Genomic DNA, 16,049 nt, shown 5'->3' on the forward strand with positions numbered 1-16,049 from the left:
AGCCTCCTGTTAGAAATTCGCAGTGGAGGTAAATAGGCCAACGCGTAAATCATTAGCCTGATAAATATCGCGTCCGTCGACGGATACGGTGCCATCAGCGATACCCAAAATAAGTCGACGGGTAATAATACGCTTTATATTAATACGATAAGTTACTTTTTTCGCGTCAGGCATGATCTGGCCGCTGAATTTTACTTCACCGCAGCCAAGCGCCCGCCCGCGCCCAGGGTGGCCTAACCAGCCCAGATAGAAGCCTACCAGCTGCCACATGGCGTCAAGGCCAAGGCAGCCGGGCATGACCGGGTCGCCTGGGAAGTGGCAATCAAAAAACCACAGGTCAGGAGAGATATCCAGCTCGGCGATTAATTCGCCTTTGCCATGCTCACCGCCTTCCTCATGAATATGCGCAATACGGTCAAGCATCAGCATGTTGGGAGCCGGAAGCTGTGCGTTTCCGGGGCCAAATAGCTCGCCGCGGGAGCAGGCCAGCAGTTCTTCGCGATCAAAGGAATGTTGCTTGGTCACTGAATCGTTCCGAGTTCAAAATGGTTGTTGGCCGCGTGCGGCACCTACAGCCGAGGCATAGCACCGGGGCCTAAACGTAACGTCTAGCGCCGAGGCACGGCCCGCGAGGCCTAGCCTAGTCTACTTCCCGAAACCGCCGAATGCACGCAAGTCGCTATTGATTACTTATAACTAACGTTTTTTATTAAGTGGTGATGGTTCAAGGTAAGCTTTTTTATCCAACTTGTCGTCAGCGAATTTATCCACTTAAACGGCCTATTAACGTAATATGCGTTATTCAAGCTTTTGGTAAGGTAGCATGATACGTATATTGCTTAGCGTTATATTTATTTAATGTCAGTTTTCAGTGATAGGACGTAGCGAATCGCCATGTGGCTACCAGTTTCTCTTAATCGCCCGCTGGTTTGGGTAGCTTTAATGGCGCTACCGGCCTGTGTTTGGCTGCCCGATGCCATGTTGCGCCTTGTGGCCGCTAACCTGGTCATTTGTGGACTGTGGGATGCCTGGCATCAAGTACGCCAACAGCGCCTGCGCTATCGTTTGTCTCAGGGCGCTATTAGCCTAGCGAGCGATGCGATTGTAATTAGCGATGTCCAAAATCGGGTGATGGCGGTTAATCCGGCCTTCACGGAAATTACCGGCTATGAAAGTCATGAAATAATCGGCCGCAAACTGGAAACGCTGGCCGCCCCCCGCCACGATAAAGCGTTTTACCAAACCTTCTGGAGCACGTTAAAAGCGACCGGGCGCTGGGAAGGTGAAATGTGGAATCGGCGCAAGCATGGGGATGAGTATCCTGAGTGGTTAAAGATGCGTGCGGTTACTGATAAGCAGGGTAATGTCACGCATTTTATCAGCCTATTTACCGATATTTCGGCGCAAAAAGCGCGTGAACATGACTTGCGTCGTATCGGGTACGAAGACCCGCTGACCGGCTTGCCCAATCGGCGTCGTTTACATGACCTAATGGCATCGCGCTTACGCCACCTGCGTGCCGGTGAAAGCCTGGACATTGCTTTGGTTGATATTGACGGTTTGAAATCGGTTAACGATAGCCTGGGGGTGGAGCAGGGCGACCGGTTGCTGGCGCGTTTTGCTCAACGGCTTGCAGGCTATGTCGCGGGTAGCGTGGTCGGGCGCTTAGGTGGGGATGAATTCATGGTGATTCGCACCACCACGTTTGACGATCACGACACGTGGATTGCATCGCTGCGTGAGCATATGGGCCGACCTTTTGAAATTAGAGATCAGCTTCTGCGCCTGGGGCTTACTATCGGCAGCTGCCGCGCCCCTGAGGATGGGCGTGATTCGGGGGTTCTATTTCAGCGCCTGGAATCCGCGCTTTATAGCGCCAAGCGGTTAGGTCGAAACCATAATCTGCGTTTTCGCCCGGCTCTGGATAAGCAGGATAACCCACAGCTGGCGCTGGTGAGTGATTTGCGTGCCGCACTGATCTCCGGTGATCAGCTGGAGCTACATTATCAAACCCAGCACCACCCGAGTACTGGCGATCTGTTGGGGATGGAGGCGCTTTTGCGCTGGCGGCATCCTCAAAATGGAATGATTTCACCAGGCGATTTTATTCCGCTGGCTGAGCGGCATGGGCTGATGGCTGAATTAGGCAGTTGGGTGATTGAAAAGGCGTGTGCCCAGCAGTCACACTGGCAAAATAGCGGCATGCCCAAGCTGACCATTTGGGTCAATATTTCAGCCCTTCAGCTTTTTCAGGGCGACTTAGAAACGCAGTTGGCCACGTGCTTAAAGCGCTATCAGTTAAAGCCCTCGCAGATTGGCCTGGAGCTAACGGAGTCGGTATTGATAGATGAGCGTGCAGGCGACATGGGGCCTCGCTTGAAAGCCCTCAGTGAGCAGGGCTACGCCATTGCCATTGATGACTTTGGGACCGGCTACTCATCGCTTGGCTACCTTAAGCGGCTGCCGGTCGATAAAATAAAGCTGGATCGCGCTTTTATTCGAGAACTGCCGGACAGCAAGGCGGATGCCGCTATCGTCAAAGCCGTTTTGGAAATGGCTGAAGGCATGGGGCTTGAAGTGGTGGCCGAAGGAGTAGAAACACAGGAGCAGTGCCAGTTCCTGGTAAATGCAGGCTGCTCCATCGTCCAGGGATTCTATTTCGCAAGGCCCCTGCCTGCCGCTGAATTGGAGCAGCGCTGGGCGCTACCCCTCGCCTCAGGAGGATGAAAGCTCGCTACGCGGCTAGCGTGAAAGGGCTTTAAAAGCCTCTAAAGCGCGTAGGCGAGCCGTTTTATGGTCAACGATCGGCGTTGGATAATTCACTTGAGTAAGCATATCGTGCGGCGGTGCATGGCGGGCCTTTGCGGGCAGCTCGCTAAGTTCGGGGAGCCATCGAGCGATAAATTCGCCGTCTGGATCAAAGCGCTTTGACTGAGTGGTGGGATTAAAAATGCGGAAATAGGGCGCGGAATCGGTACCTGTCGATGCGGCCCACTGCCAGCCGCCGTTGTTGGCACAAAACTCTCCATCCACTAAGTGTTGCATAAAGAACTCCTCGCCACGGCGCCAATCAATCAACAGGTGCTTGCTTAGAAACATCGCCGTGACCATGCGTAATCGGTTGTGCATCCAGCCTGTCGCCACCATCTGGCGCATTGCCGCATCCACTAGCGGGTAGCCTGTGCGTCCTTCACACCACGCCTGAAAGCCTTCGTCATCATCACGCCAGGCAAGCTGCTTGGTATGCTCCTGAAACGGCTGGTAGCGGCATACTTCAGGAAAGCCTACCGCGACGTGCTGATAAAACTCACGCCAAATAAGCTCGTTCACCCAGGTGGTTAGTCCAACATCGCCATCGGCCAAGTGGCCGCCGTTTTCGCTCATCACTGCTTGCATGCACTGGCGGTGAGAAATCATGCCCAGCGCTAAATAGGGCGAAAGCTCGCTGGTGCCGCGTACGCTGGGGATATCGCGCTGCTGGTGATAATGGCGGCTGCGAAAGCGTAAAAAACGCGCCAGATGGTCGCCTGCCGTCTCTTCACCAGCAGGCCATTCGTGGTGGCCTACCGATTGGCTATCGAGCTTAGGCAGTTTAGGCAATTTATCGCTTTTGATCGATAACGGCGTTTGTGGCTCAGGCGTATCGCGTAGCGCCAGCTGTTCAACGCTGACCTGCTTATGCCAGACTTTGGCAAACGGTGTAAACACCCCGTAATAGTCACCTTTGCCGGTCAGCAGTGTTCCCGGCGCGAAGGCGACGGCATCGTGGTAGCCATGAGCGGTAATATCTGCTTCTTTAAAGGCTTGAATGACGGCCTTATCGCGGCGCTGCTCATTGAGAGGATACTGGTAATTAAAATGCAGCTGCTGAACAGAGTGTTCATGAGCAATCGCCAATAGTGCCTGGGGCGCCTCGCTATAATGCTCAATATCACGGTGCAAAAGAGGAATATTCAGCCCGTTCAGCGCGCTTTGCACGGCTTCCACACCGCAGCCCCAAAAGTCGATCTTGTTCGCCCCATGGCCGTGGGATTGCCACTGAGAGATAGTGCGCAGAAAGATCGCAATCACTGGCCCTTTGGCTGCCGCAGCGGCCAACGCGGTATTGTCGTGAATTCGTAAGTCACTTCGTAACCAAACTAGTTGAACGTCCATGTTTTCTCCGATGCGATAAACAACTAATGGCCGCTATATCTCATAGCGGCCATTAGTCAAACGGGGTTTTTAACACTCGGTCTTAAGCTAAAAAAGCTTATAGAACGCCCGACTCTCGGAGTAGCGGACGCAGCCGTGCGATGGCCTGGGGTAGATCACTGCCTAGCGTGTGCACAGGCCCGCTACGCAGTTCATTATCGCGCAGCCGGGCAACTTCCCCACACACGCCCAGCGGTACGTTTAAAGCTTCAGCAGCATTAGGCAGCGCCGTATGGATATAGCTGTCGCTTTCGCGCTGGCCGCTTGCCAGCAGCACCATTGATGAGTGCAGTCGTGCAACAGCCTGGGGCAGGTCTTCCAGGGGCAGCGAATGATCGAGCATCTGGATACGGTAGCCCTGTTCGCTGGCCATAAGCGCTGCCATCAGCACCCATAGCGGGCCAGGGTCATCGGGCATCGCGTTAAGCAGTATCAAAGGGCCACGCGTTGACTGGTTAGCGTAATGAAGCCGCGTGCCCACCTGGCTGCGTAGAAAGGATTCCAGAGTCCGGCGTACCAGATTATCGGGTTGAATCGCCCATTTGGCTTCCAGCGCCAAAATAACCGGTTGCCACAACTCGTTAATCGCAATGCTCAGCGGGTAAAGAGCGAGGCTCTGGTGATAAAGCGTTTCCAGTTTGGGTAAATCGAGTGCTTCTATCGTCGTTTGCAACTGCTGTCGCTGGCTGATCCAGTCGCCAGCATCCGGTGCAGGCGCTTCTATCGTTTCAGGCTGGTCAAGCAGATCAACTACTTGGCTTACGGGTACGCCACGGTTAAGCCACTGCAAGATGCGTTCAATGCGTGCTATATCGTCCTGAGCATATAGGCGGTGGCCTTTAGGCGTGCGTTTGGGACGAATTAAACCGTAGCGACGCTCCCAGGCGCGCAGGGTGACCGAGTTCACACCCGTTAAACGGGATACTTCCCGAATCGGATAGAGCGGGGTATCGGGTGGGTGGGTCGCCTTGGTGTTCATGGGCGCCTTTGCCTCTTGGTTGTCTGAAGCTCCAGGACATAAACGGCTATTCGTATTCGCTGGGGCAAAAATGATCCACAGTCCATGTAGTGTCGCTTGAATGAAAATGGTAAATGAAAATAGTAGGGGTTGCGCACTATCGTAGCTCTCTTTGTACAACTTGTCGCTATCAGGTACAACCTTTGCATTTAATTCAGCAATTAACAGAAATGTAAAGTTGAGCTAAGTGCGTGATGTTATTAGACCGACTGGCCTATTAAGGTTCTATAACCTATGTTTATGAAATCAGCAACTTCTACACAGCTATTACCAAAGCTATTTCCATGAAAGCGAGCGCGTTACTAATGTATAGGTAGTGCACGTAGCACGACACGTAGTACTACACTAGTGTGAGCATAACCAGCGTTGAGGGTTAGATCGCTAACAACCTCTGTCTGTCGTCACAGCATTAATGCTTAGTCATTAATTGACGGCAGATTATCGTGGCGTGATTAACAGGAGTGGCACCATGCGTGTAGTAGTGACCGGGGGCAGTGGGTTTGTTGGCCAGCGCCTTTGCGAAAAATTGCTGTCAAACGGGCATTTGGTACAGGTGGTATCCCGGCACCCGCGTAAAGCCAGCGGGAAGCTACCTGATGAATGCGATATTCGTGATAGCGCGCTTGGATTTATAGACACGCCGCCGGACGCTATTATCAACCTGGCCGGTGAGCCAATCGCGGCCAAGCGCTGGAGCGAAGCGCAAAAAGCCAAGCTAGTGCAGTCGCGTATCAAAGCTACCCACCAGCTGGTTACCTTGTGCGAGCAGTTGCAGGCCAACGGTCAGCCGGTACCCAAGGTCATGATCAGCGGCTCAGCGATGGGCTATTACGGCGATCAGGGAAGCCGAATGGTGACCGAGGAAACGCCACCACACGACGAGTTTGCCCATCAGCTGTGCGTTAAATGGGAGGCTGCGGCAAAACCTGTTGAAGCGCTGGGCGTACGTCTGGCTATTTTACGCACGGGGTTGGTGCTGGATGCAGGAGGCGGGGCACTTCAAAAAATGCTGCCGCCGTTTAAGCTAGGGCTAGGCGGGCGCTTTGGCAGTGGTGAGCAGTATATGCCCTGGATTCATCGCGAGGATCTGGTGGATGCGATTGTGTTCCTGCTGGAAAAAGAGGGCCTGAATGGCGCCTTTAACGGCAGTGCGCCGCACCCGGCAACTAATGCCGAGTTTTCCAAAACGCTGGCCAAACGGCTTAACCGTCCGGCCATATTTCCAGTGCCTGCCGTTGTGTTAAAAGCAGGCCTGGGTGAGATGTCACGGCTGCTGCTAACCGGGGCGGACATGCGCCCGGCGCGTCTTACCGAGGCGGGGTTTGAGTTTCAGTACCCCACGCTCGATAAGGCGCTTGCAGAGATTTTAAAGTGAGATTGAGTTTTAAGCGTTCGGGTCGACCGTAATCACTACCCGAACGGAGTCCAGCCGCAGGCGAGTGTTTTCGATTGCTTCGCTCAACGCCTGACGTTCCTGCTTCAAGGCATCCAGCTCTTCGGCGCGTACCGACGGGTTATGCTCGGCGAGCGCCGTCAGGCGGGCAAGCTCGGCATCCAGCTGGGCGCGCATACGCGTTTCAGCGGCCTCTACAATGCTGGGCAGCTCACGTTCTGCCTCGCCTTCGCCTTGAGTCAGTAGTTCGCGAAGCTGATCATGGCGACTCTTGATTAAATCCCGCGCCAGCGATTTATTGACCTTTTGTAGATTTTTACCCAGACCCGTAAACGAGATTTTGCTGGTCAAGTTGGCACCTGACTCATCAAGCAACACACGTACGGCCGTCGGCGGCAAGAAGCGGTTAAGGTGCAGCGACTTCGGTGCCGGGCAGTGGGTGCGGAAAATAAGCTCCGCCATGAGGCGCCCGCTGGGAATGGCCGTGTGACGCAGCAGCGCCAGAGCGGTATTACCCATGGTGCCGTCTAAAATGCGCTCCATCATTTCGCGCAGCAGCGGGTGCTCCCAGGAAAGGCGCTGAACATCATCCCGGGCCAGTGCTTGAGAGCGGCTATAAGTAGCGGTAAAACCCTCTTCACCTTTCACCAGGCCGGGCAGCCCGTCCAGCATATGCTGGCTGGGCTGCAAATGAAGGAGTCCCTTGCCGATCTCCTGACTGTCCACGCCGAAAACATCCAGCGCGCGCTCAACGTAGCGCGGCAGTGCCACATCCTCATCAAGCTCGCGGACGGCGGCAATCACCTCTTGGGCACGTGCCGGCCGACAGGCATTAAGCTCCAGCAGACGGTTGCGACCCGCATCACGTTCAGCCAGCTTGGCGGTAAACATTTCCCGCGTTTCAGCGATGATTTCGTCCAGCGTTTCATCGTCGAGAAGCGCATCGGCAAGCGCATCGCCAAAGGCCTCGTACAGGTCGCTACCGATGCCGTGGGGCGCGCTAAATGCGTCCATGCCTTCGTGATACCAGCGCAGCAGGCGCTCGCCGGGGCTGCCAATAAAGCTGGGCACGTGTAGCTCGATGGCGTGCTTCTGGCCGATACGGTCCAGACGCCCAATGCGTTGCTCCAGTTGGTCTGGGTGCTGGGGCATATCGAACATGACCAGGTGGCGGCAGAACTGGAAGTTGCGCCCCTCTGAGCCAATCTCCGAGCAAACGAGTACCTGTACGCCTTCTTCTTCATCGGCAAACGCGGCGGCGGCGCGGTCACGCTCGACCAGCGACAGCCCTTCGTGGAAGACCGGTGCCTGGTAGCCGCCCAATACACGCAGCCCTTCAGCAAGCCCTTCGGCGGTTTCACGGTGGTGGGCGATGACCAACACTTTATCGTTGGCAAAACCTGACTCGCTATCGTCGCTGAGTTTATCCAGCAGCCAGTTAACCCGTGGATCGATATGCCACCAGGCTTCACCGTTGAGCGGGTCGTTGCGCAGCTCCCGGTACATGGCATCCGGGTAGATCAATACATCCGGGTGATCCATGCCGGTTTCGATCAGCAGCTCGTCCAGGTAGTCATCATCGCGCTCCAGGCGGCGCAGCACGCGGCGATACGCGGAGGGTAGCTCAAGCGAAGAGAGGTGCAGGCGGCGCTCGGGAAAGCCTCCAACATGACGGCGGCTATTGCGGAACATCACCCGTCCCGTGCCGTGGCGATCAAGCAAGGCGTCGCGCAGTTGATAACGCGCTGCGTCCTGTTGCTCTTCGCTGGCTTCAGCGTTGCACAGCGTTGCCAATAGCGCTTGGCTGTCGCGGTCGTCGGCCACGGCATCTACCCGGGCTCGGGCGTCCGGCGTGGCGGGCAGTTCATCTAAAGCGTCGATGGCGCTGGCGACAGCGCTGTAGTGGCGTTCTTCGTCTTTGAAGCGTTCCAGGTCGTGGTAACGTTCGGCGTCCAGCAGGCGCAGGCGGGCAAAGTGACTTTCAATGCCCATCTGCTCAGGCGTGGCGGTTAGCAGCAGTAAGCCGGGAATCTCAGCGGCGAGCTGCTCTACGCACTGATAGCCTGGGCCGCTGCCCTCAGCACTCCAATCAAGGTGGTGGGCCTCGTCGACGACCAGCAGATCAAACCGGCTGGCCAGCGCCTGGTCCTGGCGATGGATATTGGCAAACAACCAGCCCTGGCTTGCCAGCACCAGTTGGGCGCTCTCAAACGGATTGGCGCTGCCGTGGGCCTGACTCTGGTGCTCGTCAAGCAGGCTGACGTTCAGCGAGAAGCGGCGCAGAAGCTCTACCAGCCACTGGTGCGTCAGGCTGTCAGGCACCAAAATCAGTGCCCGCTCAATACGGCCTGTTAATAGCAGGCGGTGCAGAATCAGCCCGGCTTCAATGGTTTTGCCCAGACCCACTTCATCGGCAAGCAAAACCCGAGGCGCGTGACGGTTAGCCACTTCATCAGCGATATACAGCTGGTGCGGAATCAAATCGATGCGCGGCCCGGCAAATCCCAGCGCGCTATGCTGTTCGATACGCTGAAAGTGGTGCAGGGTGCGAAAGCGCAGGTCAAACCAGTCGTTGCGGTCCACCTGGCCTGTCAGCAGGCGGTCGCGGGCCTGATCAAACTGCATGGTGTCGGCAAGCTTGGCTTCAGGCAGCTCGCGGAGCGCGCCTTCACTATCCTCGCCGATATAGGTAATCAGACCGTGGGACTCTTTACTGTCATCAACGATCATCTGCCAGCCGTCGGCTGAGAGCACCCGGTCGCCGCTGCCAAACATCACGCGGGTCAGAGGCGCTTGGCGCGTGTTATACGTACGGGTTTCCTGGCTGGCACTGAACAAAATGGTAACGCTACGGGCGTCGCAGTTAAGCACGGTGCCGAGTCCAAGCTCAGCTTCGCCGTCGCTAATCCAGCGCTGGCCGGGAGAAAAATCGCTCATGATGCCTCGGGGAAGTCTACAAAAACGGGTCTTACGCTGCCGAGGGCGCACCATCGACAGCAGTAGGGCGGGGGATTCTAACGCAAAGGCGCCGGGGGATTAAGGTGTATTGGCGTCAATCTTCCAGCCAGCGTTCAAGGTGGGCACGAGTAAGCTCGCCAACGTGGATGTCCAGCGTATTGCCCTGGCCGTCAAAAAGCACCGTGGTGGGCAGTCCAGGCGCTTCAAACAAGGTCATTAGCGTTTGACCGGGGTCGCGTAACGCATAGGTGAAATTCAGCGACTGTGCGTCCAAATAACGCACGATGGGCAATAAATTCTCGCCCTGGTTAATCACCGCCACGTTAACCCCTTCGCGCTGAGCGGCTTCTTCGAGTAACGGCATCTCGCGTCGGCAAGGCGGGCACCAGGTGGCCCATAAATTAACGATGATGCGGTTACTGCCGTCTGCCAGCGACGGCAGGTAAACGTCCTCGCCGTCAACGTTTTCCAGGCTGACCTCGGGTAATTGGCTTATCCCCGATGAGCTACCCAAGGGTGATAGGGATACCAGAATCAGCCACAGGCCAGAGGCGCCGAGAAGAATGGCGGTGCCGCCGAGTAGCGCTGATAGCCGCTTGCGAAGCGTCCAGGCCGTCCATAGTAGGCCGGTTAACAGCCCACCAATGCCGTGATAGCCCGGTTGCCAGACTTTAAGCGCATCAAGCGGGACGGCGCTGTAGCTTTCCAGGTGAAGCGTAATATGCGCGATACGCGCCCCGATCAACCAGGTAAAGATCAGCCCGGTGAACCAGCGCTGCAAGAGCGGCGGTGGCAAGCGCAGTAAGTAACGCGCGGCTAGCAATACCAGCAGTGCGCAGCCAATGGCGTATAGCCTGGGTAATGAAATCAATAATGGCCCAAGGGCAATGGCGTTCATGGTCTTCCCGATAAGCAGGTACACTACGTGACCATATCACGTGAGCTGTAAATTACGGAGTTTGTCTATGCCTCAACCAGCCTTTGATGTGCTGCGCGCGCTGGCCATTGGTTCTCAGGCGTTGGGCCTGACCGCTATTATCACGTTGGAAACTCTGCTGGGCGACGCAGCGCGCCCATGGCAGGGGCTAGCGCTTGGTTTAATGCTCGCCACTGCCTTAGCGATTGCCCTGGTGCGTGTGTATCGCCGTAACCGTTTGCGCAAACAGCACGCAGAGCGGCTGGGCGATAACGACCATGGGTAAACGATGGCTGGCCTCGATTGCTCTGTGTGTGGTGCTTGCCGGCTGTGCTCAGTCGGTAGTACGTGAGCACCATAGCGCGCTGGCGCTGGATGACGCCCGGCAAACCTGGCTCGGTGGGCAGGCACAGCAGGCCCTGGCTGAGCAAACCGATCCCGATGGCTTTGGATTACTGGCTAATGGACAGGAAGCGTTCGGGGTGCGGGCCGGGCTGATCAAGCAGGCTCAGCGAGAACTGGATATTCAAACCTACCTGCTGGGCGAAGGACAAACCACTAACCTGGTTTTCTCGCGCTTATTAACGGCGGCGGAAGAGGGCGTGCGCGTCAGGCTGTTGGTGGATGATATGGGCGCGGTGGGCCAGGGCGAACGCCTGGCGGCTCTGGCGAGTCATCCAGGGATTTACGTGCGGGTCTATAATCCGGTGTCAGTGGGCAGGGGGCACTTGGTGACGCGTGTTTTAGCCTCGGTGGCCAACCCGGCGCAGCAACACCGGCGCATGCATAACAAACTTTGGATCGCTGACAACAGCGTGGCGATTGTCGGCGGACGTAATCTTGGGGATGAGTATTTCGACGCCAACGATTCACGTAATTTCGCCGACCTTGATCTGGTGGCGATTGGCGAGGTTGTACCGACGCTATCGCAAAGCTTTGACCTTTACTGGAATCATGGATTGGCCCAGCCCATCGAGCGCTATCATCAGGTGTCGGCGAATGCCTGGCAGGCGCTGCAGGCCGAACTCAACGCGTGGCTGGACGATAATGCCGACTCGGCGTACTTCTCTGAGCTGCGCCAGCAGTCGTACAATACGCCGCCCTGGGAAGAGCTGCACTGGGGCGAAGGGCTGGCGCTGTGGGATGCACCGGGCAAACTTACCCAAAGCGGCGCTCCTGATTGGAAAGACACTCTCCTTGGCGATCTAACGGCTAATACTCACCTTAAAGAACGACTAATCCTGATTTCCGCCTATTTTGTACCCACGGAGCGTGGCGTTGCGCGATTAACGGCGCTGGCAGACCAAGGCGTTGAGGTCGAGATTATTACCAATTCACTGGAATCCACCGATGCAGCGGTTGTGCATGGTGCTTATGCTCCCTGGCGCAAGACGCTGCTGGAGCATGGTGTAACACTGTATGAATTGCGCCCTGAGCAGGAAGCTAATGGCTCAACCGATGATAACGAAATGCGCGTTCCCGGTGCCTCAGCCTCCGCGTTGCACATTAAGGCCATTAGCTTTGATGATCAGCTGTTTGTCGGCTCCTTCAATGTCGACCCACGCTCGGTGCTGTGGAATACCGAAGTGGGCGTGCTGGTGAGCAGCGATACCTTGATGGAGGCTTTTGACACGCTGGTGGACGTTGGTCGTGATCCTGCGATTAGCTACCGTGTGGTGCTGGATGACAACAATATTCTGAACTGGGAACTTGAGCATCGCGGCGAACCTCAGGTGCTTACCGAAGAGCCCGGCAGCACATGGCAGCATTTTAATGCCTGGCTGAGCCATACGCTCCGATTGGAGCGTTGGCTGTAACCTTGCATCAAAGAAACGTTAGAAAACGGTGCTTGTGTTTTTCGCGCAGTGGTTCCAGATTAAAGGGAGTTTTCGTGCTTTAGCGCGAAAATGTTTACCTTACTGGGAGCGACGAACAATATGATCAATAAACGCGCATTAGCCACCGCCGTGGCGGCCTCTTCACTTGCTTTGACTGGGATGGCTCAGGCGCAGGAGGTCAAAATTGGCTTCTTGGGTGGTTTTACCGGGGGAATTGAAAGTCTTACGCCACCTATCTTTGAAGGCGCCAAGCTTGCCGTTCAACAAGTAAACGAACAGGGCGGGATCCTGGATGGTCAAACGCTGGTCATGCCTTCAGGCGATACGACCTGTTCCGACGCCTCAGCGGCCTCCAACGCCGCTGACCGCATGGTTAACTCTGAACAGGTGACCGCGATTGTCGGCGCGCTGTGTACCGGGGCAACCATTGCGGCGGCCAACAACGCAGCCATCCCTGGTGGCGTGGTCATGGTCTCGCCTGCTTCTACAGCGCCTGCCGTCACCGAGCTTGATGACAACGATCTGGTATTTCGTACCGTACCCTCGGATGCTTTCCAGGGGGAAATACTCGCCAAGCTGCTGCTGGACAAGGGAATTGATGCTGTCGTCGTGACCTTCGTCAATAACGACTACGGCCGCGGCCTTTCCGACGCGTTTAGCGCGGCCTTTGAAGCGGGCGGCGGCGAAGTGGCCGAAAATCTTGCCCATGAAGATAGCCGTGCCGATTACCGCTCGGAGCTTGGTTCGCTTTCGGCAAGCGGTGTCGATACGCTGGTCGTGCTGGCCTATGCCGACACCTCGGGACAGACGGTGCTCCGACAGGCCTATGAAAGCGGTATGTTTACCCAATATGTAGGCGCTGACGGCATGGTAGGCGACAGCCTGATTGAGGCGATCGGCGCTGATGTGCTCGACGGCATGATCGCCACCCGCCCGGGCAGCCCGGATCTTCCCGGCACGCCGATTTTCACCGACGCTGCTGAAACCGCAGGCTTCGATCCAAGTGCAGTCTTTGCTGCCCAGGCATATGACGCCGCCTTCCTACTGGCGCTGGCTATTGAACAGAACGGCAGCGCTGAGCGTGAAGGTCTGGTCGATGCGCTGCGCAGCGTTTCCAGCGCCCCGGGTGAGGTGATTCTGCCCGGCGAGTGGGAGAAAGCGGTCGAACTGATTGCCGCTGGCACCGAGATCAACTACGAAGGCGCCTCCGGCTCTCACGATTTTGATGAAAATGGCGATGTGCCCGGTGTAGTTGTAGAAATGGCGGTCGAAAACGGCACCTTTACCAGCAAGGGGCAGGTTGACCTGTAAGGGACATCTGACGCAGAAACACGCTATTTAAAACCAGAAAGCCCCGGTCAAGGACTGGGGCTTTTTAGTGCGTTGGGTATTAACTGTGATGGGCGATCTTTTCAGGTAATAGTCCCTTGGGCGCAAACCGCAGCACCAGTGTGATCAGCATGCCGATGACCAATACCCGAGCCTGCAGCGCCCGGCTATCCAGGTTGCTCGGCGCGTCCCAGCCAAATACACCTTCGCCAAAGCTTACGGCCAGCTGCATTAAAAATAACGCTAAAGGCTCTGACATGATCCAAATGATATACACCGCCACGGCACCGAAAATGGTCCCCAGGTTATTGCCGGGGCCACCCAGTATCACCATGACCAAGACCAAGAAAGTGTGGTTGAGCGGCAAATAGCCCTGCGGGTCGAACAGGCTATTGAAGGTGCCTAGCATACCGCCGCCTAGGCCCATTAAAATGCAGCCCAGCACAAAGATTTCCAGGCGCCGCTTGTTGATATCCTTACCCATGGCCGCCGCAGACACTTCGTTATCGCGAATCGCCCGGATCATCCGCCCCCAGGGGGCGTGATAGGCGCGGTGAAGCAGAAAGAAGATCACCGCAATCACCACCGCCGTGAACGAAAGGTACACCGCGCGGGAAAGGGTAAAGCCGATCTCTGCTGGGCCGGGCGTGGGCCAGGGCAGCGGCGACACGGTAGCGGTACCGCGGGTCAGCCAGTCGGAGTTTTTCAAAAACGCCTTGATGATTTCGGCAATGCCCAGCGTGGCAATCGCCAGATAGTCACTGCGTAGCCCCAGACATACGTGGCCGATAAAATAGCCCACCCCGCCGGCCAGCGCGCCACCCATGATCCAACCTACCCAGGCCGGCAGGCCAAAACCGCCCACAAACCCGGCCTGGGACTGGATCTGGCTGGTCACTTCACGCAGCTGGCTGATAATCACCAGATACAGCACAAGCGCCAGCACCACGGTAATCAAGGTGCGCAGCTTTTTGGGCACGCCCAGGCGGTCAAGCCGGCTGGCGCCTACCACTAAAAAGGTGGCAGCCACGCCGTAGAGCAGCACGCGGCCAAGCTCACCAGGAAGCTCTGTGCCCCAGAAGGCATCGTTGACCGGCACGCTGAACAGCATGGCGCAAAAGCCGCCGAGGGCGACAAACCCCATCACCCCGGCATTGAACTGCCCGGCGTAACCCCATTGAATGGTCAGGCCCAGCGCCAGAATGGCGTAGCAGGCGGCCTCTACCAGCATGCGCGTGCTGTAGGCCGCACCCATCAAGGCATAAACCGCCAGAATGGCGGCCAAGAGCGCACCAAAAAGTACGATTTCGCGTACGGGAAAACGCCGTGTAGGCGTGGCGTCACGCGGCGTATAGGTCGGATCGCGGGTTTCTGTTGAATTGCTCATTAGATCACCTTGCCTTTAAAGAGGCCGGTAGGACGCCACACTAGAATGGCCACCAGAATGAAAAACGGCACCACAATCTTGTACTCGGTACCCACGAAGGCCAAATTGGAAGGCAGCTCCAGCCAAGCGGGCAGGCTGTCGCGGAAGGGGCGCAGCAATACGTTCCAGTTAAACACCGCCAGGGTTTCGGCAAAGCCCACCACAAAGCCACCCGCGATAGCGCCGTAGGGATGGCCGACCCCGCCGACAATCGCGGCGGCAAAGATCGGCAGCAGCAGGAAGAAGCTCAGGTCGGGCTTGAAGGTTACATCCAGTGAGAGCAGTGTGCCCGCAATCGCGGCTAAACCGCCCGCAATCACCCAGGTGACCGCTACGATGGTGTTGGTGTTGATACCCGAGGCCTGGGCAAGCTCGGGGTTATCCGACATCGCCCGCATGGCTTTGCCCAACCGCGAACGGTTAAGAAATATATGCAGAGCCACCACGGCAACCAGTGTGATCACGAAAAGATACAGCTGCGGTTCGGTAATCACGATCGGCGCGCGAACGCCTTCAAAGGGCAGCGCCAAGCGGAAGATTTCCTTACGGTCATCCACATACAGGCTCTGGCCGCCGGTGCCTGAAAACAGCCGGATAAGCCCTTGCAGCATCAGGGTGACCCCCAATGAGCCAATCACCAGCACGATGGGCTTAACACCATGCGCGCGTAGCGGTTTGTAAAACGCCTTATCGATCCCCACCGCCAGCGCGGCGGTTAGCACCATGGCTAAAGGAAGCATGATAAGCGCGGTAGGGACACCGATACTCGCCCCGGCGGCGGGGAAGAGCGTGGTCAGCAGCAGTACCATAAATGCGCCGAAAGTCATCATGTCGGCATGCGCAAAATGGGCAAAGCGCATAATGCTGAAAATCAGCGTTACCCCGATGGCGCCAATGGCATAAATCGAGCCGGTAACGCTACCGGCAATCACCACGTTATTGATAAAAAAGACCAGTTCGTTCATGTTTTCCCCCGG

At 56.6% G+C, this 16,049-nt stretch carries 12 protein-coding genes; 5 read left to right on the top strand and 7 right to left on the bottom strand.

Going from position 1 to position 16,049, the window contains the following annotated elements:
• Positions 1-9: 9 nt before the first annotated feature.
• Positions 10-525 (bottom strand): 3-hydroxyacyl-[acyl-carrier-protein] dehydratase FabA, encoded by a 516-nt coding sequence (fabA, locus tag ACT3XD_RS02555; protein ID WP_018917764.1) that lies wholly within the window; start codon positions 523-525, stop codon positions 10-12.
• Between the two features lie 369 nt (positions 526-894).
• On the opposite strand from fabA, the gene ACT3XD_RS02560 reads away from it, so the two are divergent.
• Positions 895-2,727, top strand: a complete 1,833-nt coding sequence (locus tag ACT3XD_RS02560; protein ID WP_192536470.1) for a putative bifunctional diguanylate cyclase/phosphodiesterase — start codon at positions 895-897, stop codon at positions 2,725-2,727.
• Between the two features lie 15 nt (positions 2,728-2,742).
• On the opposite strand, the gene phrB is transcribed toward ACT3XD_RS02560, so the two are convergent.
• Together phrB and ACT3XD_RS02570 are read right to left on the bottom strand one after the other, a co-directional pair.
• Complete coding sequence (phrB, locus tag ACT3XD_RS02565) at positions 2,743-4,155, bottom strand: deoxyribodipyrimidine photo-lyase (protein ID WP_192536471.1); 1,413 nt, start codon at positions 4,153-4,155, stop codon at positions 2,743-2,745.
• A 97-nt stretch (positions 4,156-4,252) separates the two neighbouring features.
• Positions 4,253-5,173, bottom strand: a complete 921-nt coding sequence (locus ACT3XD_RS02570; protein WP_192536472.1) for a MerR family transcriptional regulator — start codon at positions 5,171-5,173, stop codon at positions 4,253-4,255.
• A gap of 508 nt (positions 5,174-5,681) precedes the next feature.
• On the opposite strand from ACT3XD_RS02570, the gene ACT3XD_RS02575 reads away from it, so the two are divergent.
• On the top strand, positions 5,682-6,587 hold the full coding sequence (locus tag ACT3XD_RS02575) for a TIGR01777 family oxidoreductase (RefSeq protein WP_192536473.1): 906 nt from the start codon (positions 5,682-5,684) through the stop codon (positions 6,585-6,587).
• A gap of 9 nt (positions 6,588-6,596) precedes the next feature.
• Here the strand turns inward: ACT3XD_RS02575 and rapA are convergent, their stop codons facing one another.
• Together rapA and ACT3XD_RS02585 are read right to left on the bottom strand one after the other, a co-directional pair.
• Positions 6,597-9,542, bottom strand: a complete 2,946-nt coding sequence (rapA, locus tag ACT3XD_RS02580) for an RNA polymerase-associated protein RapA (protein ID WP_192536474.1) — start codon at positions 9,540-9,542, stop codon at positions 6,597-6,599.
• Positions 9,543-9,657: 115 nt separating this feature from the next.
• The gene (locus ACT3XD_RS02585) at positions 9,658-10,461 is read right to left on the bottom strand and encodes a TlpA family protein disulfide reductase (protein ID WP_192536475.1); all 804 of its coding nucleotides are present in this window, start codon (positions 10,459-10,461) and stop codon (positions 9,658-9,660) included.
• A gap of 67 nt (positions 10,462-10,528) precedes the next feature.
• On the opposite strand from ACT3XD_RS02585, the gene ACT3XD_RS02590 reads away from it, so the two are divergent.
• From ACT3XD_RS02590 to ACT3XD_RS02600, 3 genes are all read left to right on the top strand, one after another.
• Positions 10,529-10,765: a hypothetical protein gene (locus tag ACT3XD_RS02590; protein ID WP_192536476.1), complete on the top strand. Its 237-nt coding sequence runs from the start codon at positions 10,529-10,531 to the stop codon at positions 10,763-10,765.
• Positions 10,758-12,296: a phospholipase D family protein gene (locus tag ACT3XD_RS02595; RefSeq protein WP_192536477.1), complete on the top strand. Its 1,539-nt coding sequence runs from the start codon at positions 10,758-10,760 to the stop codon at positions 12,294-12,296. The genes ACT3XD_RS02590 and ACT3XD_RS02595 overlap by 8 nt, the downstream gene beginning before the upstream one ends.
• Positions 12,297-12,416: 120 nt before the next feature.
• Positions 12,417-13,628 carry an ABC transporter substrate-binding protein gene (locus tag ACT3XD_RS02600; RefSeq protein ID WP_192536478.1) on the top strand — a complete coding sequence of 404 codons (1,212 nt, stop codon included), beginning with the start codon at positions 12,417-12,419 and terminating at the stop codon, positions 13,626-13,628.
• 79 nt (positions 13,629-13,707) lie between these two features.
• Here the strand turns inward: ACT3XD_RS02600 and ACT3XD_RS02605 are convergent, their stop codons facing one another.
• Both ACT3XD_RS02605 and ACT3XD_RS02610 read right to left on the bottom strand, forming a co-directional pair.
• Positions 13,708-15,033: a branched-chain amino acid ABC transporter permease gene (locus ACT3XD_RS02605; protein WP_192536479.1), complete on the bottom strand. Its 1,326-nt coding sequence runs from the start codon at positions 15,031-15,033 to the stop codon at positions 13,708-13,710.
• A complete protein-coding gene (locus ACT3XD_RS02610; protein ID WP_018917753.1) occupies positions 15,033-16,037 on the bottom strand; it encodes a branched-chain amino acid ABC transporter permease in 1,005 nt (334 codons plus the stop codon). The genes ACT3XD_RS02605 and ACT3XD_RS02610 overlap by 1 nt, the downstream gene beginning before the upstream one ends.
• Positions 16,038-16,049: the final 12 nt, after the last annotated feature.

Source organism: Halomonas sp. AOP7-B1-5, assembly GCF_052353045.1.
Taxonomy (GTDB): Bacteria; Pseudomonadota; Gammaproteobacteria; order Pseudomonadales; family Halomonadaceae; genus Vreelandella; species Vreelandella colorata.

Excerpts from the sequence above, each read along its gene's own strand:
- ACT3XD_RS02585 (WP_192536475.1), bottom strand. The coding sequence starts at position 10,461 with ATGAACGCCATTGCCCTTGGGCCATTATTGATTTCATTACCCAGGCTA.
- ACT3XD_RS02595 (WP_192536477.1), top strand. The coding sequence starts at position 10,758 with ATGGGTAAACGATGGCTGGCCTCGATTGCTCTGTGTGTGGTGCTTGCC.
- ACT3XD_RS02610 (WP_018917753.1), bottom strand. The coding sequence starts at position 16,037 with ATGAACGAACTGGTCTTTTTTATCAATAACGTGGTGATTGCCGGTAGC.
- phrB (WP_192536471.1), bottom strand. The coding sequence starts at position 4,155 with ATGGACGTTCAACTAGTTTGGTTACGAAGTGACTTACGAATTCACGAC.
- ACT3XD_RS02600 (WP_192536478.1), top strand. The coding sequence starts at position 12,417 with ATGATCAATAAACGCGCATTAGCCACCGCCGTGGCGGCCTCTTCACTT.
- ACT3XD_RS02590 (WP_192536476.1), top strand. The coding sequence starts at position 10,529 with ATGCCTCAACCAGCCTTTGATGTGCTGCGCGCGCTGGCCATTGGTTCT.
- ACT3XD_RS02560 (WP_192536470.1), top strand. The coding sequence starts at position 895 with ATGTGGCTACCAGTTTCTCTTAATCGCCCGCTGGTTTGGGTAGCTTTA.
- ACT3XD_RS02570 (WP_192536472.1), bottom strand. The coding sequence starts at position 5,173 with ATGAACACCAAGGCGACCCACCCACCCGATACCCCGCTCTATCCGATT.
- ACT3XD_RS02605 (WP_192536479.1), bottom strand. The coding sequence starts at position 15,033 with ATGAGCAATTCAACAGAAACCCGCGATCCGACCTATACGCCGCGTGAC.
- ACT3XD_RS02575 (WP_192536473.1), top strand. The coding sequence starts at position 5,682 with ATGCGTGTAGTAGTGACCGGGGGCAGTGGGTTTGTTGGCCAGCGCCTT.
- rapA (WP_192536474.1), bottom strand. The coding sequence starts at position 9,542 with ATGAGCGATTTTTCTCCCGGCCAGCGCTGGATTAGCGACGGCGAAGCT.